At 46.0% G+C, this 21,969-nt stretch carries 15 protein-coding genes; 7 read left to right on the top strand and 8 right to left on the bottom strand.

Annotated elements, in window-relative coordinates; translation table 11 throughout:
* Nucleotides 1-147 precede the first annotated feature (147 nt).
* Complete coding sequence (locus NYP69_RS04180; protein WP_116689849.1) at nucleotides 148-933, top strand: histidine phosphatase family protein; 786 nt, start codon at nucleotides 148-150, stop codon at nucleotides 931-933.
* A gap of 152 nt (nucleotides 934-1,085) precedes the next feature.
* Nucleotides 1,086-2,429, top strand: a complete 1,344-nt coding sequence (locus NYP69_RS04175; RefSeq protein WP_004131351.1) for an ABC transporter substrate-binding protein — start codon at nucleotides 1,086-1,088, stop codon at nucleotides 2,427-2,429.
* A gap of 285 nt (nucleotides 2,430-2,714) precedes the next feature.
* Here the strand turns inward: NYP69_RS04175 and NYP69_RS04170 are convergent, their stop codons facing one another.
* Nucleotides 2,715-3,734, bottom strand: coding sequence for a LacI family DNA-binding transcriptional regulator (locus NYP69_RS04170; RefSeq protein ID WP_016805907.1), 1,020 nt, complete (start codon nucleotides 3,732-3,734; stop codon nucleotides 2,715-2,717).
* A 344-nt stretch (nucleotides 3,735-4,078) separates the two neighbouring features.
* Here NYP69_RS04170 and NYP69_RS04165 point away from each other — a divergent pair, with 344 nt between their 5' ends.
* From NYP69_RS04165 to NYP69_RS04155, 3 genes are all read left to right on the top strand, one after another.
* The gene (locus NYP69_RS04165; protein WP_473412964.1) at nucleotides 4,079-4,933 is read left to right on the top strand and encodes a carbohydrate ABC transporter permease; all 855 of its coding nucleotides are present in this window, start codon (nucleotides 4,079-4,081) and stop codon (nucleotides 4,931-4,933) included.
* The gene (locus NYP69_RS04160; protein ID WP_004131359.1) at nucleotides 4,930-5,763 is read left to right on the top strand and encodes a carbohydrate ABC transporter permease; all 834 of its coding nucleotides are present in this window, start codon (nucleotides 4,930-4,932) and stop codon (nucleotides 5,761-5,763) included. Before NYP69_RS04165 ends, NYP69_RS04160 begins: the two co-directional genes overlap by 4 nt.
* Nucleotides 5,764-5,942: 179 nt before the next feature.
* Nucleotides 5,943-6,557, top strand: coding sequence for a DUF624 domain-containing protein (locus NYP69_RS04155; RefSeq protein WP_004131361.1), 615 nt, complete (start codon nucleotides 5,943-5,945; stop codon nucleotides 6,555-6,557).
* Nucleotides 6,558-6,773: 216 nt separating this feature from the next.
* On the opposite strand, the gene malQ is transcribed toward NYP69_RS04155, so the two are convergent.
* The 6 genes from malQ to NYP69_RS04125 form a co-directional block, all read right to left on the bottom strand.
* A complete protein-coding gene (malQ, locus tag NYP69_RS04150) occupies nucleotides 6,774-9,038 on the bottom strand; it encodes a 4-alpha-glucanotransferase (protein WP_473412963.1) in 2,265 nt (754 codons plus the stop codon).
* A 244-nt stretch (nucleotides 9,039-9,282) separates the two neighbouring features.
* Nucleotides 9,283-11,325, bottom strand: coding sequence for a zinc ribbon domain-containing protein (locus NYP69_RS04145; protein ID WP_473410639.1), 2,043 nt, complete (start codon nucleotides 11,323-11,325; stop codon nucleotides 9,283-9,285).
* A 419-nt stretch (nucleotides 11,326-11,744) separates the two neighbouring features.
* Nucleotides 11,745-13,742: a type I pullulanase gene (gene pulA, locus NYP69_RS04140; protein WP_415688321.1), complete on the bottom strand. Its 1,998-nt coding sequence runs from the start codon at nucleotides 13,740-13,742 to the stop codon at nucleotides 11,745-11,747.
* A gap of 113 nt (nucleotides 13,743-13,855) precedes the next feature.
* On the bottom strand, nucleotides 13,856-14,776 hold the full coding sequence (locus NYP69_RS04135; protein ID WP_004131368.1) for a sugar ABC transporter permease: 921 nt from the start codon (nucleotides 14,774-14,776) through the stop codon (nucleotides 13,856-13,858).
* Nucleotides 14,773-16,176 (bottom strand): carbohydrate ABC transporter permease, encoded by a 1,404-nt coding sequence (locus NYP69_RS04130; protein ID WP_004131369.1) that lies wholly within the window; start codon nucleotides 16,174-16,176, stop codon nucleotides 14,773-14,775. Before NYP69_RS04130 ends, NYP69_RS04135 begins: the two co-directional genes overlap by 4 nt.
* 158 nt (nucleotides 16,177-16,334) lie before the next feature.
* Nucleotides 16,335-17,564 (bottom strand): extracellular solute-binding protein, encoded by a 1,230-nt coding sequence (locus NYP69_RS04125; protein WP_016798848.1) that lies wholly within the window; start codon nucleotides 17,562-17,564, stop codon nucleotides 16,335-16,337.
* Between the two features lie 628 nt (nucleotides 17,565-18,192).
* Here NYP69_RS04125 and NYP69_RS04120 point away from each other — a divergent pair.
* Both NYP69_RS04120 and NYP69_RS04115 read left to right on the top strand, forming a co-directional pair.
* Nucleotides 18,193-19,908 carry an alpha-amylase family glycosyl hydrolase gene (locus NYP69_RS04120; protein ID WP_473410638.1) on the top strand — a complete coding sequence of 572 codons (1,716 nt, stop codon included), beginning with the start codon at nucleotides 18,193-18,195 and terminating at the stop codon, nucleotides 19,906-19,908.
* A gap of 247 nt (nucleotides 19,909-20,155) precedes the next feature.
* Nucleotides 20,156-20,929 (top strand): TraX family protein, encoded by a 774-nt coding sequence (locus tag NYP69_RS04115; RefSeq protein ID WP_415704767.1) that lies wholly within the window; start codon nucleotides 20,156-20,158, stop codon nucleotides 20,927-20,929.
* Here NYP69_RS04115 and NYP69_RS04110 read toward each other — a convergent pair.
* Nucleotides 20,913-21,929: a LacI family DNA-binding transcriptional regulator gene (locus NYP69_RS04110; protein ID WP_415704768.1), complete on the bottom strand. Its 1,017-nt coding sequence runs from the start codon at nucleotides 21,927-21,929 to the stop codon at nucleotides 20,913-20,915. The two genes, NYP69_RS04115 and NYP69_RS04110, sit on opposite strands and share 17 nt — an antisense overlap.
* Nucleotides 21,930-21,969 lie beyond the last annotated feature (40 nt).

Here is a 21,969-nt window from a genome sequence, read left to right as displayed (position 1 = left end):
ATACCAATTAGAAATTGGCATGTAGAAGTGTTATAAAAGTGTTATAAATGTACGAGTGAGCAAGTTGGCAGCGAAGCCGCTTGATAAATGCTTGCGTTAATGCACCAAGCGCAAGCTAAAAATGGTGGTGCTAAGGCGGCGTTGGGTATGCTGAACGGTTTGAACAATATTGACATTAAAGTTAATGGCGATTTGTGCACAACGGATACAACAGATACAACGGATTCATACGCGATTCAAGATGTTCCAGCAACATGTTCGGGAGCGCCCGAAGGGCGACTAGTGCTTTTGCGTCACGGCCAAACTGCTTGGAGCGAATCTGGCCAGCATACGGGTAGAACCGATATTCCACTAACACAAGTTGGACGCAATCAAGCTATAAGCGCAGGCGCCAGGATTCGTCAAGCTTTTCCAAACGGTTTTAGCGAGGATTGCCAATTTGTAAGCCCGCTTATTCGTGCGCGTCTTACAGCTCAGTTAGCAGGATTTACGCATTGCACGCCGCTAGAATACGCTGCTGAGTGGGATTACGGCTGCGCAGAGGGGCGCACTCGAAAAGATGTGTCCGCGCTAAGCGGTGTTGAGTCGTGGGACGTTTGGAAGGATGGCCCTAAAGCTCTTCCAGATTTTATGTCGGATTCTTGCCAAGAGGTTCTTCCAAGTGGCGAAACAGTAAAAGTCGTGCGTACTAATGGCGAATCTTTACAAGAAGTTTCTAATCGTACTCAAAAAATAATCGACTCTGTTTTACCAAAACTTAAAAGCGGCAAGGATGTGATTATTGTAGCTCACGCGCACATTCTTAGGATTTTAGCAACCAGATGGCTTGGTGTTGATGCTTCTTACGCGCGCTTACTTCGACTAGACACCGCGCATTACAGCGCTCTTGGAACTTATAAGGGCGATCGTGTAATCGTTCGCTGGAATTGCTGATTTTTGCTTGCTTTAGATATACGACACGCCACCATATCAACGCTGCTATCGTTTGCAATATTTTTGCATTTGAGGCATAATAAAAAATGTCGAAAGGGCACCTAGGGGTGCGGCGGCCAAAAGTTGGGCCGACGGCATAGGAGAAAGGTTCGATGATGAATCGTACAATTAAGTCAACAATTGCGCTTGTAGCTTGCTCCGCAATGGCATTCGGTGCGCTCGCTGCATGCGGTTCTAGCTCTTCGGATTCTTCCGATAAGGGCAAGGTTTACTTCCTTAACTTTAAGCCAGAATCTGCTGATCAGTGGAAGGAAGTTGCTAAGGAATACACCAAGAAGACTGGCATTCCTGTAAAGGTTCAGAACGCTGCTTCTGGCACTTACGAGCAGTCCCTTAAGAGCGAAATCAGCAAGGGCAACGAAGCGCCTACACTGTTCCAGGTGAATGGTCCTGTTGGCTACGCAAGCTGGAAGGATTACACTGCAGATCTTAAGGATACCGAGCTTTACAAGCAGCTTCAAAACAAGGATATTGCTCTTAAGGATGGAGACAAGGTTGTTGGCGTTCCATACGCAATGGAAACTTACGGCTTGATTTACAACAAGGCTTTGTTAAAGAAGTACACGGAGCTTAAGGATGCTAAGGTAAAGTCTGCTGAAGAGATTAATTCCTTCGATAAGCTCAAGGCTGTTGCGGACGATATTCAGGCTCGTAAGGGTGAGCTTGGTGTTGATGGTGCATTCACTTCTGCTGGCTTCGATTCCAGCTCTGATTGGCGCTTTAAGACTCACCTTGCAAACATTCCTCTGTACTACGAGTTTAAGGCAGACAAGGTTACCAAGCAGCCAGCAAAGATTAAGGGCACGTTCCTTGATGGCTACAAGAAGATCTTCGATCTTTACATTACTGATTCCACAACTCCTGCAACTCAGCTCAGCTCTAAGACTGGCGAGGATGCAAACTCCGAGTTCTCGCTTGGTAAGGCTGTGTTCTATCAGAATGGTACTTGGGCTTGGACCGACTTGCAGAAGGCTGGCATGAAGGCCGAAGATCTTGGCATGCTCCCAATCTACATTGGTGCTAAGGGCGAAGAGAAGCAAGGCTTGGCTACTGGCTCCGAGAACTACTGGTGCATTAACGAGAAGACTTCGGATGCTAACAAGAAGGCAACCAAGGACTTCTTGAAGTGGGTTCTTACCTCTGATTACGGCAAGGAAGCTATGTCTAAGAAGATGGGCTTCACCACTCCGTTCAAGAGCTTTGCAGATATGAAGTCTGAGAATCCTTTGACTGCTGCTGCTGTTGAAGACGCTCAGTCTGGCAAGACTCCTGTAAGCTGGAACTTCACTATGATGCCATCTGACAACTGGAAGAACGATCTTGGCTCTGCTTTGCTTGAGTATGCTCAGGGCACTGGCAAGTGGGATAAGGTTAAGAGCGCCTTCGTTGACAATTGGGCTAAGGAAGTTGCTCAAGCTCACGAAGATCAGGACTAATCCGATTAATCCTAAGAATTGGGTTAAAACTGGATTATTAAATTCATAATTTAATATATGTCATTTTTGTAATTGCATTAGCACAGTGCATTAGTGACAAGTAAAAGAGCTTCAAGCCTAATGGTTTGAGGCTCTTTTTATTTTAAGAATTATCTTTAGTAAGTTGTGGCTTTAGTGAGATGCGTCTTGAGTTAGGTGTGGCTTGAGTGAGATATAGCTTGAGTTAGGTATGGATCGAGTTAGATATAGCTTTATTGGAAGAATGACCTTAGTCTAATAATTGTCTTAATTGTTTTCAAGTTGACTTGTGCTTGATCTAACTATAAGCTGTGCTGGAATGGTAATATATTTGCATTCTTCGCTTAAATAATCGCCATTAATCAGAGACAAAGTTATTTTGGCTGCGTCTACTGCCATTTCTGCAGGGTCTTGGCGAATAGTCGTAAGCCCTGTTTCTCTAGCGTAAAAACTATCGTCAAAACCAATAATCGAAACGTCTCCAGGTGTGCTGTATCCGCTTCTAGAAAGCTGGAACATAAGCGGAATTGCTATGCCGTCTTCTTGGCAAGCAATCGCCGTAGGAACATTTACGTTGCTTAAAAGCGAAGAGACAATTGAGCTTATTCTGTCTAATCCTTCGGGGGCAACGATTTCTGTAGGCGTAATGCCGTTGATTTTGCATTCGTCAATAAAAGAGTGGTAGCGCTGCAAAACGCTAAAATGCAGTGAGATATCGCGGTTTGTGCGAATGTAGGCAATGTTTTTGTGGCCTAGCCCAATAAGATGGCGTGCCATAAGTCGCGCGCCTTGATCGTCGTCTATGTTAATCGTTGCGTCAAAATCGCAATCCATAGGATTCAAGCAGTTTATACCTAAGACTGGCACGCCAGTGGCCTTTAAGGAAGCTACTTCCGATTTGTTTACGTCGAAGGAGCAAACGATTACAGCGTCTGCGTTTCGGCGAGTTGGCAGCATGCTAAAGAACTCTGCGCGCTCTTGGCTACTAGATATTTGGAAGATTGAAAGGTCGTAGCCTGCGGGGTGAAGAACTTGATTTAGGCCTTGTATAATCGATGCGCTAAACCATAGTCGAATGCTGTCGCTAAGAAGCAGTGCAACTCTTAGTGTTCTGCCAGATTTTAGTGCTGCTGCGGATCTAGATATTGAAAAGTTTAGTTTTTCTGCAATAGCTAATACTTTGTTGCGCGTTGCTGCGGAAACCAAGTTTGGGCGTGTAAAAGATCTAGAAACAGTAGATACAGATACATGCGCCTGATCGGCCACGTCTTGAATATTAGCTGGCATTTGAACTCCTTTATTCGCGCAGCAAAATGTTTACTCAATATCTTCATTAATATTGTTAAAACATATGCAACGCTAGTATATGAGCAGTGTTGCATATGAGAATTTTCACGTGCTTATTTGCGCTCATTACACAAACGTTTGCAATACGAACAATAATAGCAGGTTTTACCGCAAAATCGCCAAAAATCGGTATTTTTTTCACATTTGATTTTTGCCTTCTTAAGTGGCGACATGCAAAAAATGACAACGTTTGACATTGTGGTTGCATGTAGTAAGATAAAAGTATTGGTTCGAGCGCGGCCGCTCGCACAGGCGCGTACTCAAGGAGGAGAAAGTGACGAATCATGATTAATATGAGTGGAAAAGCAATACGCAAATGGTGGGCGCTATTCGCGCTGCCAACGTTTGCTGCATTTGTAATTGGCTTCTTAGTGCCATTTGTAATGGGCGTGTATCTTAGCTTTACTAAGTTCCATACTGTTACTGACGGAAAGTTTGTTGGAATCCGCAATTATCGCAAGGCTTTGCGCGACCCACACTTCCTTCATTCGCTAGTATTTACAACAGCTTTTACGGTTGTAACAACAATTGTTATTAATGTTATTGCATTCGCAATCGCTTACATGCTTACAAAAAAGTTTAAAGGCTCCAACCTATTCCGTACGGTATTCTTTATGCCGAATTTGATTGGTGGCATTGTTCTGGGCTACGTTTGGCAGGTAGTGCTTAATGGCATCTTGGGCTACTTTGGCCGTGCTATTACGTATTCTGCAACGTACGGATTCTGGGGCATGGTTCTTTTGATATGCTGGCAGCAAATCGGCTACATGATGATTATTTACATTGCTGGCTTACAAGCGCTTCCAGGAGACGTTATTGAGGCAGCTGCCGTTGATGGTGCAAGCCCAACGCAGACGCTGTTTAAGATTACAATCCCGCTTATGATGCCGTCTATTACGGTTTGCACGTTCTTAACGGTTACAAACGGATTCAAGCTATTCGATCAGAACATGGCGTTGACTAATGGTGCTCCTTCTAGAAAGTCGGAGATGCTTGCATTAAACATCTTCAACACATTCTATGGAAGACTCAATGGTGAAGGCGTCGGTCAGGCAAAGGCAGTCATATTCTTCATCATTGTGGCTGTAATTGCTTTGATTCAGAACAGGTTGACAACTTCTAAGGAGGTGGCAGCATGAACGAGAAGACTAAGCATCCTGCGCTTTGGACCACGCTTTTTGCTGTAGTGAGTTTGCTGTGGATTTTCCCAATCGCGTTAGTGTTTATGAACTCCTTTAAGTCAAAGGTGTATATTGCTAGCGAGCCATTTTCGCTTACTCCAAAGTCGTTTATTGGTTTTGATAACTACGTTCTTGGCATTAACCGCACGAATTTGTTGATGAGCTTCTGGTGGACAATTGTTGTAACGATTGGCGCTGTGGCTTTGATTCTGCTTTGCACTTCTATGTGTGCTTGGTGGATTGTGCGAGTTAACAATTGGGCTGCAAAGCTTCTTTACGTGTTGTTCTTGTTCAACATGATTGTGCCATTCCAAATGGTTATGTTCACGCTTTCCAACATCACTACAAAGCTTGGATTGAACACCCCTTGGGGCTTGTGGATTATCTACCTTGGATTCGGCGCAGGTTTGGCTGTGTTTATTTTCACAGGCGTTGTAAAGGGCATTCCTCAAGAGTTGGAAGAGTCTGCAATGATTGATGGCGCTTCTGTGCCACGCATATTCTTCCAGATTATTGTGCCGATTATGAGGCCTGCAATTATATCCGTTTCTATATTGCAAACAATGTGGATTTGGAACGACTTCCTTCTTCCTTACCTCACTTTGGATTTGAACAAGTACAAGACGGTTTCTATTGCAGTTCAATATTTGAAGGGCGGCTATGGCTCTGTTGAAATGGGTGCAATGATGGGCTGCCTGGTTATGGCAATTGTTCCAATAATAGTCTTCTACCTAATCTGCCAGAAGTACATAATTAAAGGTGTTATGGCAGGTGCAGTAAAGGGCTGAGGTTTTTTCTCCTTCGAATCTCAGCATGCATGATGGTGGTTGCAAGTGTTTGCAGCCACCATCATTTGTGTTTAAGCGTATCTTTGTGTTTAAGCGTATCTTTGTGTTTAAGCGTATCTTATAGTGTATTGTTATTTTAGATTTGTTTAAGTTTGCTTAATTAGGCGGGAGTAGTTGTAATGATCTCTTTTGGAAGCCCTGATTCTAAGTTCGCTCAAGGAATGGAATCGTTTGCAGATGCGGTCTGGCTTACTGTTCTAATGATTATTACCAGCATTCCGCTTGTAACGGTTGGAGCGTCTATTACGGCCGCTCACGAGACAGCTAGACGTATTGAGCGTGGCGAGGCGCATACAACAGCAATCTACTTTAAGTCGTTTAAGAATAATTTTGTTAAGGCAACTATTATTTGGGCTATTTTAGGGCCACTTTTAGTTGTAATTATATGGTCTTGGATTTTTTTGCAACTTACTCCGCTTTTAATAATAAAGTTTGCGATTAGCATATTGTGGATCCTGGTTGCGCAGTGGGTGTTTGCATTGCAAGCGCGCTTTGAAAACTCGATTGGCAGAACTCTTATTAATTCGCTGATTTTTGGCGTTAGCTACGCTAGCACAACGCTTATAATGTTTTTGCTTGATTGCGTATTCTTTGCGCTTTTGTACCTTTCGCTAAGGTATTTTTTGCAAGGATTACCGCTGTTGCTTTTGCTTGGGTGGGGGTCTTTAATTATGCTCCACACGCCGCTTTTGGAGCGCGTGTTTGCTAAGTACGTTGCGGCTAATACGCAGTGAGGCGAACATCGCCATAGATGCTCGCCTCACTTAGGACATCAAAAACATAGCGCGTAAGCCGTGTCTACAGGCGACCTACGCGCTATGCGAGAGAGAAAGAAGTTACTACATGAGTAACAATCAATATTTATTATACTCTTGATTCAAGTGTTTGCAAGTATTTTTAACCTTTCTTTTTACATTTTTTGGTGGTAATTTTACAGTTATTTGTGCTTGTTAGCTAATTTTTTCGCCTCGCATAATGGCGGCTATATTGAGTACGCGTTGAGACTTAAAAACGTCGCCTGTATGAACAACGTTTCCATCTTTATCTGCAAGAGGAATACGCCAATTTGGATACTCAGTACTGGTTCCAGGCTGATTTTGCGAACGCTTCTCTCCAACTGCATCAACAAGCGCCACTTGCAAAAGCAAAGATGGGGAAGTGCGCATAATCGCGTGCATGGCCTCTACGATCTCTTGCACATGGTCTTCAACGTGTTCGGCAGCTTCCTTGCTAATCCATCCGCCATCCAAAAGCATCTTCATCATGGCGTCTCGCTCTGCGCTAGCAGCCTTTTGGAAGCTTTCTACGGAATCGGTAAGCAAGTGCAGCTCTTCGCGAATCTTAACATGCTCAAACGCAAGATAGCCTGCTGTAGGAGGCATGTCGTGAGTAGTAACAGATGCCAAAGCGTATTCGCGGTATGTAGAAGGATTTGCAAATATGATTTCCTTCTTTCCAGCCTTTTTAGCGGCTTTTTCGGCTTCGTCATTGTGCGTAAACCATTCAACAACAGTTCCAAGAATGCCGTGCGAAGCAAGCACCTTGGAAACGTACGCTGGAACAGTGCCAAGGTCTTCGCCGATCACTAATCCGCCTGCGCGAGTGGCCTCAATACTAAGAACTGCAAGCATTGCGTCCACATTGTAGTAAACGTAAGCGCCGTTCTTTGCGCCTTGGCCGCGCGGAATCCACCACAAGCGGAAAAGACCAAGCACATGGTCAATGCGAACTGCGCCAGCATGCAAGAACACGTTGTGAACCATGTCTCGGTATGCGATGTAGCCAGTTTCGTCTAAGTAATTAGGGTCAAATGGCGGCTGACCCCAATCCTGACCCTGCTGGTTGTAGAAGTCTGGAGGCGCGCCAACGCTAACGCCATTAGCAAAGCGCTCTGGGCTCCACCACACGTCTGCGCCGTATCCGTGTACGCCAACAGCCATGTCTTGCATAAGTCCAATCGCCATTCCTGCGGCCTTAGCTTCTGCGTGAGCGGCGGCAACTTGCTCGTCTGCAATCCATTGCAACCAGCGGTGGAACTCAAGCAAATCAGCGTGCTCGCGTCTAAGCACGTCGATCTGAGGCGTGCCTTTGCCAGTTGTATCAAACCAAAGATTATCTCCCCAAGGAGCACCCCAAACTTCAAAAGCTACACACCAAGTAGCAAAAGCGTCTAAATCTTCTCCAGAGCGCGCCTTAAAGTCTGCGAAATCCTGCTCGCGTTCGGCGCTTCTAGGCTGCTTAAAAATAATCTTTAAGGCTGGAAGTTTTGCGTTCCACGCGGCGTTAATGTCCATTGGATTTGGATTATTATTAAGCGCTTCCACGCCCTCGTGCAAAATCTCCACCTCTTTGCGCTGGCTATCGCTAAGCTGCGCGTACTCTGGAATATCTTGCGGACGAATGTATGTAACGTTTAAGAACCTGCGCGATTCTGGCAAGTAAGGAGAAGGCTCCAAAGGTGCTACTGGTGCGCACGCATGAATTGGGTTTATAAGCATAAAGTCGGCTTTGCCAATGCTGCCAGCGTCTTTAAGCAGTCTGCGCAAATCGCCATAATCGCCAACGCCCCAAGATTCCTTTGAGCGAACGGAATAAAGCTGAGTCATGTATCCCCAACGATGCCGTTCTTGAACGCTTTGCGGAAGTGGTATTTTTGCTGGTGCGCAAATCAAAGTTGATTGCGCGTGCGCAACAGTTTTGCCATTTTTATCTTCTACTTTTGCAAGAAGAGTGTGGTATCCCATTGGCAAGTCTTGCGGAAGTTCAAGAGTTAATCCGTCTTCTTCGCTTGTTTCAAAGTTGTTAAGAGGCTCTTCGTATTCCGACCCATCTTCTAGCGTAAGTGTTATATGTATTTTTTCTGGGCTGCTTGTGACTTCTTCAGCATGAATAGGAACAATCGTTTTTGCGCCAATAAAGCATACCACGGTTGGCGGCAGCAGCTCGCTATCGTGCTTTTCTTGAACGCGTTTTAGTGAGTTTTCAATGTTTTCGCTTGTGGTTGCAGGGTAGCCCAGCGCGTCTAGAACGCCTACAAGCGCTTCGTCCGTAATTTCCGTATAGTCACCTAGTTGGTCTATGTAGAAAGTTGCGACTCCGCATGCTTTTGCAAGTTTAACTAGTGGACGAGCAAGCCTTTCTGCGCTTTCTTCTACGGGCACAGTCGTGGCAGCCTTTGTTTTGCCATTAGTTGTGCCATTGTTTGTTGTGCTCATGATGCTCCTTTGTTAATCGTGGCACATGTACGAGCATCGAATTGATTGCAAACGATGCTAAAGGGTGCGGTTCTCAACACATCGCTGGATTGAGGCACGCTCTAGCTAACCATTATATTAAGTATTGATATCGTTTGCAATATTGGCGATTTTTGTGGTATTTAACAAAAACCGCAGAAAGCTAAATGCTAACTGCGGTTTTGTTATTTGCGATTATTCGCGCATGTTTGCTGCTAGTTGCTACTTACTTGCGACGGATTCGCATAAAGTGCCAACCAGCGCCGATTGCTGCGATTCCAGCAGTGATGCTGCCAGCAACAGCTGCGATTAGCGTTGTGTTGTTGCCTGCGGCGTGCTCACCGTTGTTTGCGCCAGATGCCTGAGCGCTCTTATCGCTGCTCTTTGCGTCTTCGCTCTTGGAGTCTTCGTTCTTGGAGTCTTCGGATTCCTTCTGGCTTTCATCTTTTGCGGAATCGGTAGATGTGTTCTTGGACTCTTCGCTCTTTGTTGCGTTTGCGGAGCTTGCTGCAGGAGTAGCGGCAGTAGCAGCAGATGCAGGGGCTGCAGGAGCTGCAGCACGATGCGTGCGTGCAGGAGTCTGTGCGGTTGCTTGCGACATAGCAGTAGCGTTTTCTACGAGTTCTTCTGCAGCTTTTGCGGTATGCGCAGGCTCCGTTTGATTTGCTGGAGCAGCACTGTGCTTAGGTGCAGACTGTGGCTCAACAGGAGCAGGCGCCGATTCCTTTGCCTCTGGAACAGATGGAGCTGGCTCTTTTGGTTCTGGAGCAGAAGGAGCTGCTTCCATAGAGCCTGCGCCTGGAACAACATTCAAATTGCCGCCATTTTGCTTAGCGGTGCTTCCTGCAAAGTCTCCTTGAGCAGAGCTATCGCTATCTTGCGCTTTGTTTTCTGGCTTTGCACCGTTTTCTGGCTTCTGATCCTGTGGATTTGAAGCCGCTGGAGGCACTGGAGGAGTAGGAGTAGTTTGTTTCTCTGGCTCTGCAGGATTTTGTGGATTAGCCTGTGGAGTCTGCTGATTCCCTTGTGGAGCGTTCGGCGCTGGAGCTTGATTCTGCTCTTGCTGCTCTGGCTCTGATGGTGCAGGAGCTGGAGCAGCCTGCTGTTCCTGCTTTGGTGGAACTTGCTCTTGTGGCTGCTTTGCATCAGGCTCGTCGGCAGATGGGAGACTAGAGCTAAGTGCTTCCTCTGCTTTCTTAGCAGCTGCAGCAAGCGATTCTTTGCGGTTGTTAAGATTGATAGTGGCAGTACCTAAGTCTTGCAGATATTTAGTGAGTCCCCTTTGTATTATTGTGAATGGAACTTCTGAGGCTCCGTATTGGCCAAAATTATCTGGATACTTACTTCTAAGATCTGTAAGAATATTCCTAACAGTATTACTCATTTCTGAGATTTTACCTGTTGCATCGTCAACCTTGGATTCTGCATCTTGAATTTTTTTCTGAGCATCTTTTACTTTTTTAGCAGCTGCTTCAATCTGGCTCATAGCATTTGAAGCGTCTTTAGCTGTTCTTTCTAAATCCTGCCTTGAATTTTGCAAATTTTCTTCAATAGTTTTTCTATTTTCACCTTGAGCGTCTTTAAGCTCTTGAGTTCTAGCAGTTATATCTTTTTTTGCTTTTTCGATTCCAGCTACAGCTTGTGTTTTCTTTTCTATTGCGCTATTTACGCTCTGAATAGCTTCATCAGCTTCTTCTTGAGCCTTTTTTACTTCTTCGTTTGCTGAATTGTATATTTTTTGGGCTTCAAGCATAGATTGGTTTGCTGTAGCAAACTTCTCTTGCACCTCTGCAGGCGGTGTTTTAGAATCCTTGCCGTTATCTTGTGCAACAGTGCTGCCTTCGGAGCCCTGATCTTCTTTCTTTTCGCTAGTTTTGCCTTGTGCGCTTGCGCTAGGGTCGGAGCTTGTCTGGCTACCGCCTGCTTGACTTGCAGCGTCAGCAACAGCACCAGGATTGCCTTGAGTCTGATCTTGCTGTGGTTGGCCAGCAGCAGCGTTTTGAGTTTGATCTGCCTGAGTCTTTCCAGATTCATTACCAGCAACAGGCGAGTTAACGGTTTGTGGTGTAGAGCTTTGCGGATCTATAGTTACAACATTGCTAACAGCATTAAAACCAGTGTCGGATATGCTTTCAACACGTGCTGCTGGATGATTGGACGTATCGGTTGTAGTCGTGGCAGCGTTTGCTGCGTTTGCAATGCTTATGCTTCCAATAAGAGCCAAAGAGCTTGCTCCCAAAGAGATAGCGGCTGCAATCTTAGCGTTCATATTTACCTCATTCTTCAAATCATTTAGGTTTGGGGGTGGGGATATTTGTTTAATTATCAAGTTGTAAGATCAAAGCGCTGCCATGCAATGTGTGCTTTAATAGCGTCTCTGTCTTGTTACTGAACTTTCTCCTCTCCACCATCGCGAATATACGCAAGGGGGGTATAAAGTCTAAAAATGATTCTAGCAGAACAGCAGGAATAATTCGCACATTTTGGCAAGTTATAAGGAACAATTAAGGAAATTACAAGGTTTTGCCTTGAAATATTAGTATTCGACCAAATATTCGGCTAAGTATTTGAAAATATTAGTATTTAACTATAAACCCAAAAATAATCCCGACTTTGTTTCCAAATCACAAGAATAAGGGAACAAAATCGGGATAAAATGCGATTCGAGCGCTAAAAAAACTCGAGCAATCAAGCGCGCTTGTTGCTTAACACAACGAATGTACGCGGCGGAATATGAACCGCGCGCGGATCGCCATTATCGTCGCAAAGCATTGATGCGCGGCTGCCGGAAGCGCTGCCAATCCATCTATCAAAGTACTCGCTGGAGTCCAGCACACAGCGCCATTTTTTGCGGCTTGCGCAAGGCTCAGGCAAATCAACCGTTGCAGACGCATCTTTCATAGGATTAGCGCACACAATCAAGTCGCTTTCAATTTGCTCCGCAAGAACAGAATTATCGGATGCATTAAGACGAGTGTGCTGAGCATCGTAAAACTCCGCATTCTTAGCGCGAAGTTTTATAAGCGCGCTATACCAGTCTACAAGCGGTTGGAATCGCTTAGCTCTAGACCAATCAAGCTGGTTCATAGCAACTCCGCGATTATAGGAGTTATCGCAACCATGCTTAGTGCGGCCAAACTCTTCGCCGCCAAGCATAAATGGCATTCCAGCGGAGCACAAAATTATGCCAGCGCTAAGAATGTTAGCGCTGAAGATGTCTGCAACGCTGTTTGGATCGCTTGCGTCAAAATCGCAGTTAGACGCATTGTCGCGCATAGAAATGCACAGCTTATCCCACAAAGTCAAATCGTCGTGAGCAGAAACATACTGCACAATCTGGCCAACACTCTTACCAGCACAAGGCATACCACGCCAGCCATTAAACGCATTGCGCACAGGATCTGCCGTCCAGAACTCGTTGCTATTTACATAGCCGCGGTCTCGATGATCCATAACATTGCCCTTAATCGTGTCACGAGACTCATCACTAAACCAGCCGATTCTAGAATCAAGGAAGTCGCGCCCAGCTTTATCTCCCATAGGGCAGTCATCGCCAACAGCTGCAGCATCCGCACCCCACGGCTCGCCATACATAAGAATATCTTTGCCGCCATCAAGCTTATCTAGTTCGGCACGAATCATATTCAAAGTTTGCGCATCCGTTAAGCCCATAAGGTCAAACCTAAAACCATCCACATGGTAGCAGCGCGCCCAATGCAAAATAGACTCAATCATAAAACGCCTAAACATTGGGTGGTTGGAAGCCATTTCGTTGCCGCAGCCCGATCCGTTTGCAAATCCGCCATCTTCTTTACGTCTGCAGAAGTAGCCAGGAGCAACGCTTTCAAACGCGTTCGATGCTGCTTCAAACATGTGGTTATAAACAACATCCATCACTACGCGCATGCCATTCTTGTGCAAAGCGCCAATCATTGCCTTGCACTCGCGGATTCTTGCCGTTCCGTCATATGGGTTGCTGGAATACGCGCCTTCTGGCACGTTGTACGCGTGAGGATCGTAGCCCCAATTGTAAAGCGAATCAACACTTTTTCCATCTTTGCGTGCAGACGAAATCGCAACCTCATCCACAGTCGCAAAATCGTAGATTGGCATTAGTTGAACGTGAGTTACGCCAAGTTTTTTAAGATAGTCGATTCCAGTAGGGAAGTTGCTATCTGAATCTAAAGTTGTATGCGAATCTGTAAAAGCAAGATACTGACCGCGGTGTTCTGGCTTAAATCCGCCATTTGCATTGCTGCTAAAGTCTTCAACGTGCATCTCCCACACAACAGTTGCATGGCGCACAAATTCTGGCGATTTGTCTTTGTGCCACCCTGCAGGAGCCACGCGATCTTCGTCAATAACAAGGCTGCGCTCGCCATTTACGCCGCTAGCAACACCCCAAGGGTCGCTTGTGCGATTCACTTTTCCATCTGCAAAAGTCACAAGAAAGTCGTAGTAAACGCCATCTAGTCTTTGCAAGATTGACGTTCTCCATGCTCCGTCGCGCAATGGCTTCAAATCACGTGTTTTAAAAGGTTCGCTGTTGTTTCCTGTTTCAAAAAGTCGCAGTGTTACGCTCGATGCTGTTGGCGCCCAAAGCGTAAATGTGGTCGATCTTTCGTTAAGCGAGAATCCGAGCTGCCCCGAATAAACTGGCCATTGTGTTGAAGGTGGGAACGTCATGAATATATCCTTTTGTATTTTATTAAATTATTTAGCATAAAATACGAAGGCCGAAACGCTTTTAACGCTCGACCCCCATATTTCACCAAACTCTACAATTAATGCAGAGCTTACTATCCCTTAACAGAGCCAGACATCGACTCTTCGTAGAATCGTTGCATAACAATGAACAGGATTGCGATTGGAATGGAAACGCACACAGCTCCAGCGGAGAATCGTGCGAACCAGTGATTAATGTATTCTCTCTGCAACATTTGGTACAAGCCCAAAGCCACAGTGTAATTATCTTGAGTACGAGCAATCGTCTTAACAAGAACGAAGTCAAGCCATGGACCCAAGAAGCTAACAATAGCCTGGAACACAATCATAGGCTTGCATATTGGAAGAATAATCTTATAGAATACTTGCCAAGTTGTGCAACCATCCAAGTAGGCGGCCTCGTCCAAAGACTTTGGAATCGTATCCATGTAGCCCTTCATAACGTAGAAGCCCATGCCGCTACCGGCAGAGTATACGATAATCAAGGAGATAAGAACAACAGAGCCATTCGTTAATCCAAAAGCCTTCAAAATGAAGTAGATAGCGATAACTGCCATGATTCCTGGGAACATGCCAAGAATCAAAGCAATATTCATGAATGTCTTACGACCGCGGAAACGCAAGCGAGACATGCAGAACGCTACTACAAGCACGAAGAACAGAGAGATAATGCACACGAAAATAGACACAATCAAGGTGTTCAAGAACATTCGTGGGAAGTCAAGAACTTCTCGCTCAGTAAACAGCTGAATGTAGTTGTTAAACGTGTACTTAGTTGGGAAGAACGTTGTCTGGTATGGAGCGGTGTTTTGGTTAAAGCTTTCCAAGAACACCCATACGATTGGCGCGAGCCAAATAATAGACATAATAATCAGGAAGATATGAGTGATGATATCTCCGATTATGCGGCGCACGCGCTGATCGCGCCAGAATGGAACGCTGCGTGTACTATGCACAGTTTGTTCGCTTTGCATAAGATCCTTCTTATTACTCACCGGAATCCCTCCTCATTCTTGTAGGAGCCAGAGTTGCGGTATGTTATCAAAGCAACAATCGCAAGCACAATGAATGTCATAATGCCGATTACCGCGCCCATGCTGTAGTTATCTTTATCAACCGTAAGCTTGTACAGCCATGTGATGAGCAAATCAGTCTTACCTGCCGAAGAGCCGATTGGTGTTGGCTCGCCGCCAGACAAGAGGTAAATAACGTTGAAGTTGTTAACATTGCCAGTGAACGTTGTAATTAAGTATGGAGTCATAACAAAGAAGATGTATGGCATAGTAACGTTCATAAAGCGCTGCCACCAGCTTGCGCCATCAAGTTCTGCTGCTTCGTAAAGCTCTGCTGGAACATTTTGCAAAATACCAGTGATTTGCATGATTGTGTAAGGAATACCAACCCAAAGGTTGATGAGAATAACGGTAACCCTTGCCCATGTAGCGTCCTGGAAGAATGGCAGTGGGGAATGAATCCATCCAGAAGAGATGAGAAGACGGTTAATAGCGCCATCTCTTTGCAGCATGCTGTGCATAACAAGCAAAGACACAAACTGTGGAACTGCGATTGTAAGCGAGAAGCAGATGCGCCACAAGCTCTTAAGGCGAGTAGTGCGCCTGTTAATAATCATTGCCATAAACATGCCAAAGAAGAAGTTCAAGAATGTAGCGAAGAAGGCCCAAACAAGGGTCCAAATCAAAACATCGAAGAAGATTCCAGCATTAATGGTTCCAGTTGTGTTTCCAAGAATCTTAACAAAGTTGTCTAAGCCAACCCAGTGGAACAGGAGCGTGTGATCACGGTCGTAATTTGTAAACGCCATTGAAATCATGAATGCTAATGGCAATACCGTAAACAGAACAATTCCAGCGGTTGGAAGAGTCATAAAACCAACGTGTGCGTGGCGATCTAGCAAAGACTCAACATCTTTTACAAAGGTTATAGGCTTTTCTCCGCGCTTTACAAAAGATTGAGCCTTGTATGCGCTACGCAAAGCCAAAGTAGCTAAATAAACTAAAACAATGATTGCTGCAATGCTCATAACGCCATACAGCAAAATCTCAACAGAATTATCTCCAGCAACGTAATGCCAGAAGCCGTTAATCTTTACTCTGCCTTGTTTTCTAGTGCCGAGTGTACCGAATTTTGGTAAATATTCCGCACCAGTTGTGGCCAAGAAGGCAAGAACTCCAGCCTCGCATAGAAGAAATACGAGACCTTTCACGTACTGTTTGCGAACGAAGTTACCAAAACCAAAGATAATTATCGAAACCCAAGACAGTGCGTCTGCGTGCTTTGCAGCCTCCTGTAGTGAGTATTGCGAAGGGGCCACAAATTCATCGGCAGAAGGTGCCTTCTTTCGCTTCCCTCGCTTGGTGGATGTCGTGCCAGTCATGACATGCCTTTCCGTAAAATTGTGGGGCTTATACAAGCAAAGAACGCCCCGCCCCGATTTACTATTCTTAGGGGAGCGGGGCGTCCTTGCCGTGTTTTTCTAAATTTAAATTCTTGTAAAAGAAAATAATATTTAGAAAATAGTTTGTAAGTTAATACTTACTTCTTAAGAGCTTCCTCAAAGCCCTTCTGGAAGTCTGCAATCTTTGCAGCGGCGTTGCCGTCGTTGACTTCCTTGTTGGCCAATGCAGTACCGAAGGTCTTCATTGGATCCCAGAAGGCACCCATTTCTGGAACGGTTGGCTGCAAGACAGAAGTCTTAGCAATGGTGTTCATCTGAGCAACAGCGGCTGGGTTATCCTTAACGAGATCGCTCAAAGCCTTAGCAACTGGGATGTCGCCGTGAAGCTTGTACATCTGCTCCTGGGATTCCTTAGAACCGAGGAATGCAGCGAACTTAGCGGCCATCTCTGGAGCCTTGGAGTTAGGGTTGTAAGCAACAGCCTTAGAGCCAGCGAAGGACTTCATCTGGTGCTCGCCATCTTCGGACTTAAACTTTGGAAGCTGAGCAGCAGCGTAGTTGTCGCCCAAAGCCTTCTTTACGTCGCCAGCATCCCAAGAGCCAGAGAAGTAAGCGTCAACAGTGTGGTTCTTAATGCCAGACAAGCCAGCGCCGTCGCCATCCATTACAAAGTTCTTGTTCTGAATGAGCTTTGCAACATACTTAGTGATTTCGGCAGCCTTATCACCAATCTTGATGCCGGCCTTGCCATCGTTGCTCTTCTCGCCGAAGAGGGTCATGTTGCCATCAAGGTAGAAGCCTGGAAGGTACCAAGCGTTGCTAATATCGAAAGCAACCTTGCCCTTTTCGAGCATCTTATCGAGGGACTTAACGTCTTCGTCGGAGAACTTGGACTTATCGTAGTACATGAACCAAGTGTTGCCCATGTATGGAACGCCATAAAGCTTGCCATCTTGAGCGGTTACAGACTGGATGATGGTCTCATCGTTGTCTCCCTTAACCTGCTTTGCAGCATCGTCGCTCAACTCGCCAATTGCGTTTGCCTTTACCAAGTCGCCGAGCTGATCGTTAGGGAACAGGTAAACATCGGCAGCGGCCTTAGCATCCTGCTTAACTGTCTTAGCAGCATCTGGTGGTGCAACAACAGCGTTCTTAAAAGTAACTTCTGGGTGATCCTTCTGGAAGGCTTTCTCCATAGCCTGAATCCAGCCGCCAGCCTTCTGATCTTCGGAAGAAGACCATACGGTGAGCTTTACTGGGTTCGACTTGCTGCTGGAGCCAGCGTTGGTGCTAGAACCGCATGCAGCAAATCCAAACATAGTGGCGATTGCGAGGCCTGCGCCCAGCACTTTCTTCATATTCGTCATCCTTGACCTCCTATATCATGCCAGCTTGGCATGTTCTTTGGTGGCATAGTAACAAATTTCATGTGACGCAACTTCGACGTTTCTCTGCGTTTTTGCAGCGTCACATTTGTTGTTGAAATCTGTTTATAAGCAATGTGTAGTATACACGTATATATTGTAGTTGGCAAATCATGTTGCGCGCTATTGGAAAAATTTCCGCTAAAGTTGTTTATTTTTGATAAAAAGTTATATTTTATTTTGTAAATCAGTAAATTTATCGGAATTTTATTATTGATTGTTTGACGCGAAGACAGGTCATGTCGCTCGCGCGGCGAAGACGTTCGCGCGCTTAGACCGCGTGCGAGTCGACGATTTCGAGCTGCATAATGCGCGAGAAATCACCTCGACTCGCTGAGCCGCTTAGCGTAGAAGCACGGTGTGCTTCTACGGCGGCGAAGACGTGAGCGCAGTTAATCTGCGCGAACGACAACCTGCCTTCGCGCTACGCTTTAAGCACTCAGGCAGGTCGTCGCGCCCGAGAATGTACGTGATTTAGGTCAAATCTGGTACAAAACCCGGGAAAAGCAAGAATGTTAATAGTAAAATAAAAGATAAGTCACGCCAACAAAACCAACAAAACGGGGGAAATATGCAAAACGAACATGCGCAATGGCTGCGCGACGCCGTATTCTACGAAATCTACCCACAAAGCTTCTACGATTCAAACGGCGACGGAATCGGCGACATTCCAGGCATAATCGAAAAACTCGACTACGTAAAATCGCTTGGTTGCAACGCGATTTGGCTAAATCCTTGCTACGATTCGCCATTTAAGGATGCAGGCTACGACGTGCGCGACTACAAAAAAGTGGCAGCGCGCTACGGCACAAACGAGGATTTGCAACGTCTTTTTAGCGAAGCGCATAATCGCGGAATGCACATTTTGCTAGACCTTGTTCCAGGTCACACAAGCGAAGAGCACGAGTGGTTTAAGCAAAGCTCGCGCGCGCAAGAAAACGAGTTTAGCAAGCGATATATATGGACAGACAGCGCGTTCAGTGGCTATTCCATGCCGTTTATTGGCGGCGAAAGTGAGCGAGATGCAACGTATATTCTTAACTTCTTTAAATGCCAGCCAGCGCTAAATTACGGCTTTGCGCAAAGGGATCGCGCGTGGCAATCCGCGCCAGATTCCGCGGAGGCGGCTCAAACGCGCGCTGCAATGGTTGATGTTATGCGATTCTGGCTTTCGCTTGGCGCAGACGGATTCCGCGTAGACATGGCGGATTCGCTTGTAAAAAACGACGACAACAATGGCCCTGGAAGCCTTGGCAAAGACAACACGATTCGCGCATGGCAAGAAATGCTGGGCGCTGTAAAAGCCGAGTATCCGCAGGCTGCTTTTGTTTCGGAGTGGGGCAGGCCTCGTCAGGCGCTGACTGCTGGGTTCGACATGGACTTCTATTTGAATTGGCGCTGGGATGGGAATCCTAACGGTTACGCGCGCTTGGCTCGCGATGTGGATAATGCGCTAGACAGCAATCCCGAGCACGACCACAGCTACTTTAATGCGCGCGGCGGTGGCAGTATTTGCCCATTTTTAGACGATTATTGCCCACAGTATGAGGCCACTTGCAACGAGGGTTATTTTAGCTTTATAACGTGCAATCATGATACTCCACGCCTGGCTCCGCGATTAAGCGAGCGCGAAAGGCGGATTGCGTTTGTCATGATTCTTACAATGCCAGGTGTGCCGTTTGTTTATTACGGCGACGAAATCGGCATGAAATATCGCGATATTCCTACAAAAGAGGGCGGTTATGCGCGCACGGGTACGCGTACGCCAATGCAGTGGGATGATTCTAAGAATTTTGGATTCTCCACGGCCGCAAAGTCGAAGTTGTATTTGCCTGTTGAAGCGCGCGCGGATGGAAGGACTTGCGCAAACTCGCGCAAGCAGGCCGTGCAAAGTGGCGAAATTCCAACGGTTTTGAGGCAGGAGCAGGATGGCGATTCGCTGCTTAACTGGGTGCGCGCGCTGATTTCTTTGCGTCACGAGTGCGCGGCGTTGCACGCGGATGCTACTTGGCGAGTGTTGCACGCGCCTGTGGATGGTCGCAGTTTTGCGTACGAGCGATGCGCGGCTGTGTCGGATGAGTCGGATGGGTCTAATGGCGAATCCTCTACAGAACGAATCATTGTTGTTATGAATCCTGGATTAAACGAGGAGACGATTGCGCTTAGTGCGCTTGCAGGGCTTACGCCAGAGGCGATTTTGCAGCCGCGGCTTTCGATTGGGGCGGTTGCTTGCGATTCTTCCGCGCTTAAACTCGGCGGGCAATCCTTTGCCCTGTTTGTTTTATAATCCGTTTCATCGTTTGGTGTTTTTTAATACAAACGCACTACATAAACACGCAGAACTGTAGTGCGATTGTATTTGATTTTGGTGTTTTTCGGTACAAATGCACTACATAGATTTCGTGCCACATAGATTTAAGTTAGGGTTTGATACAATTGCAATGATTATGCAATGATTATGCAATGATGGCAAAAGCTATACGCACTTAACGTTATACGCACTTAACGCCACGCATGCTAGCAAGAGGTGAATTATGGACGCGCTAAAACCAAAGATCCGCGCAGATAAGAACATAAAAATGGGGATTACGCTCAAAAAGTTCAAGCTGCTCGGCGCTGTAATGATGATGCTCAGCGCGTTCGGCACAACCGTGATTCCGCACCTTTTTGGCGGCCTTTCCAACTCCAACATGTGGAGCCTCACCGCTGCCGTAGTGTGCGAAGTTATAAGCTGGTCGGCCCTGCCGTGGTACGCGTGGCTGCTTGTTCGCGGCTATCAAAACACGCATAACCTCAACCTTTACACGCTCCGTCTGCTTGTGCTGGCTCTTATTTGCGAGGTTCCGTACGACTTTACAACCTTTGGCTGCGCTTTCGATATGCGCTCGCAAAATCCAGTGTTTGGGCTTGTTATTGCGCTTTTTGTGCTTTCGGGAATCGACATGGTTCGCGCGCGTTTTAAGGGCGCGCAAAAAGTGGCGTCAATCGTAGTAATCCTGGTTGCAGGAATATTGTGGAATCTTTTCGGCAAAGTCGGCTTTAGGCAGAATATTTTTTGGGGCGGAGCTTTACTTTTAGGATTTGTTCTTATCTTTAGATTCCTAGAAAACCACGAGATTCGCATGGAGCTGATTGCAGGCGCTTTCGGCGCTATGTCGCTTTTGGCGCCTGGCGTTGGCGTGGCTGTGCTGCACTATCGCAGTCCGTACGGCGACGGCCCTAAGCAAACTAAGCAATTCCGCTGGCTTATGTATGCGTGGTATCCGCTTATGCTTGTAATCGCAAGCGTGTTCACGATTCTGCTTTAGGTGCAGCCGTAGAATTTCTTATAATAAGTTGCACTGGAGCTGTAAGATGTCTTCGCGCTACAGCTTTACCTTCTATAAGAGATATCGCAATGTTCCCAGCTTGTTCTGCCATTGTTTTAGGATTTTGACGGATTGTGGTTAATCCAGCCTCTTTTGCATAAGTGCCATTGTCGAATCCTATAATCGATAAATCTTCAGGCACGCGAATTCCTAGTTTTTGCAATCTAAACAGAAAGGGCATTGCTGTTGAATCCTGGTGGAAGCATATTGCAGTAGGCGGATTTTCTTGTGTAAAAAGTTCAGAAAGAGTGGCATCTATAGGGTCATCTTTTATGTCTATTGGCAGTACTTTCCCTTGCATTCCGTCAATATTGTTGCACACGTTTTCAAAGCTTGTTATTCTTCTTGACGAGCTAAAGCGGAAAGATGAACAAAAATGCTCATACACGTATAAAAGACGCTTATGCCCTAATGTTGCTAAGTGTCGAATCGCAAGTTTTATACCCAGAGCATCGTCGATTCCGATTGATGCAGAAAGCACTTTAGAAGCTGTGCAGTTTATTCCAACAATTGGTACGTTTATGCGTTGTAATTGTTCGGCCTCGTTGCTGCTTATGTCAAATGACGATACGATTATTGCGTCTGTGTTTGCGCGTAAAGGCAGCTCTTTAAAGAAGTTTTTCCTTTGTTCAACTCCCTCTAAAAGGTGTATTACAAGGTCGTAGCCGTTTTTGTTAAGTACGCTATTTAATCCTTCTATAATTGCTGCGCTAAACCATTCGATTTTACTGCTTCCGATTAGCAGCGTTATGCGATACGATTTGCCTGTTTTAAGCTCTCCAGCGGTTCTAGAAACAGTGAAATCCATTTGTTCGGCTGCGCGCATGACTTTGGCGCGTGTAGATGCGGAGACTTTTTCTGGATGCGCGAATGTTCTGGAGACGGTTGCAATCGACACTCCTGCCAGTGTTGCTACATCGCAAATACTAGTTTTTGACAAGTCGCACCCCTTTTAAGCGTTTTAGCTGCAGCGTTTTAAC

The sequence above is a fragment of the Gardnerella sp. c17Ua_118 genome (assembly GCF_055804255.1).
The sequence above is the reverse complement of the archived record's forward strand: the minus strand, read 5'-3'. Positions and strand labels throughout refer to the sequence as shown.

Excerpts from the sequence above, each read along its gene's own strand:
- NYP69_RS04160 (WP_004131359.1), top strand. The coding sequence starts at position 4,930 with ATGAACGAGAAGACTAAGCATCCTGCGCTTTGGACCACGCTTTTTGCT.
- NYP69_RS04130 (WP_004131369.1), bottom strand. The coding sequence starts at position 16,176 with ATGACTGGCACGACATCCACCAAGCGAGGGAAGCGAAAGAAGGCACCT.
- NYP69_RS04115 (WP_415704767.1), top strand. The coding sequence starts at position 20,156 with ATGGACGCGCTAAAACCAAAGATCCGCGCAGATAAGAACATAAAAATG.
- NYP69_RS04155 (WP_004131361.1), top strand. The coding sequence starts at position 5,943 with ATGATCTCTTTTGGAAGCCCTGATTCTAAGTTCGCTCAAGGAATGGAA.
- NYP69_RS04145 (WP_473410639.1), bottom strand. The coding sequence starts at position 11,325 with ATGAACGCTAAGATTGCAGCCGCTATCTCTTTGGGAGCAAGCTCTTTG.
- NYP69_RS04175 (WP_004131351.1), top strand. The coding sequence starts at position 1,086 with ATGATGAATCGTACAATTAAGTCAACAATTGCGCTTGTAGCTTGCTCC.
- NYP69_RS04125 (WP_016798848.1), bottom strand. The coding sequence starts at position 17,564 with ATGACGAATATGAAGAAAGTGCTGGGCGCAGGCCTCGCAATCGCCACT.
- NYP69_RS04165 (WP_473412964.1), top strand. The coding sequence starts at position 4,079 with ATGATTAATATGAGTGGAAAAGCAATACGCAAATGGTGGGCGCTATTC.
- NYP69_RS04120 (WP_473410638.1), top strand. The coding sequence starts at position 18,193 with ATGCAAAACGAACATGCGCAATGGCTGCGCGACGCCGTATTCTACGAA.
- NYP69_RS04180 (WP_116689849.1), top strand. The coding sequence starts at position 148 with ATGCTGAACGGTTTGAACAATATTGACATTAAAGTTAATGGCGATTTG.
- malQ (WP_473412963.1), bottom strand. The coding sequence starts at position 9,038 with ATGAGCACAACAAACAATGGCACAACTAATGGCAAAACAAAGGCTGCC.
- pulA (WP_415688321.1), bottom strand. The coding sequence starts at position 13,742 with ATGACGTTCCCACCTTCAACACAATGGCCAGTTTATTCGGGGCAGCTC.
- NYP69_RS04170 (WP_016805907.1), bottom strand. The coding sequence starts at position 3,734 with ATGCCAGCTAATATTCAAGACGTGGCCGATCAGGCGCATGTATCTGTA.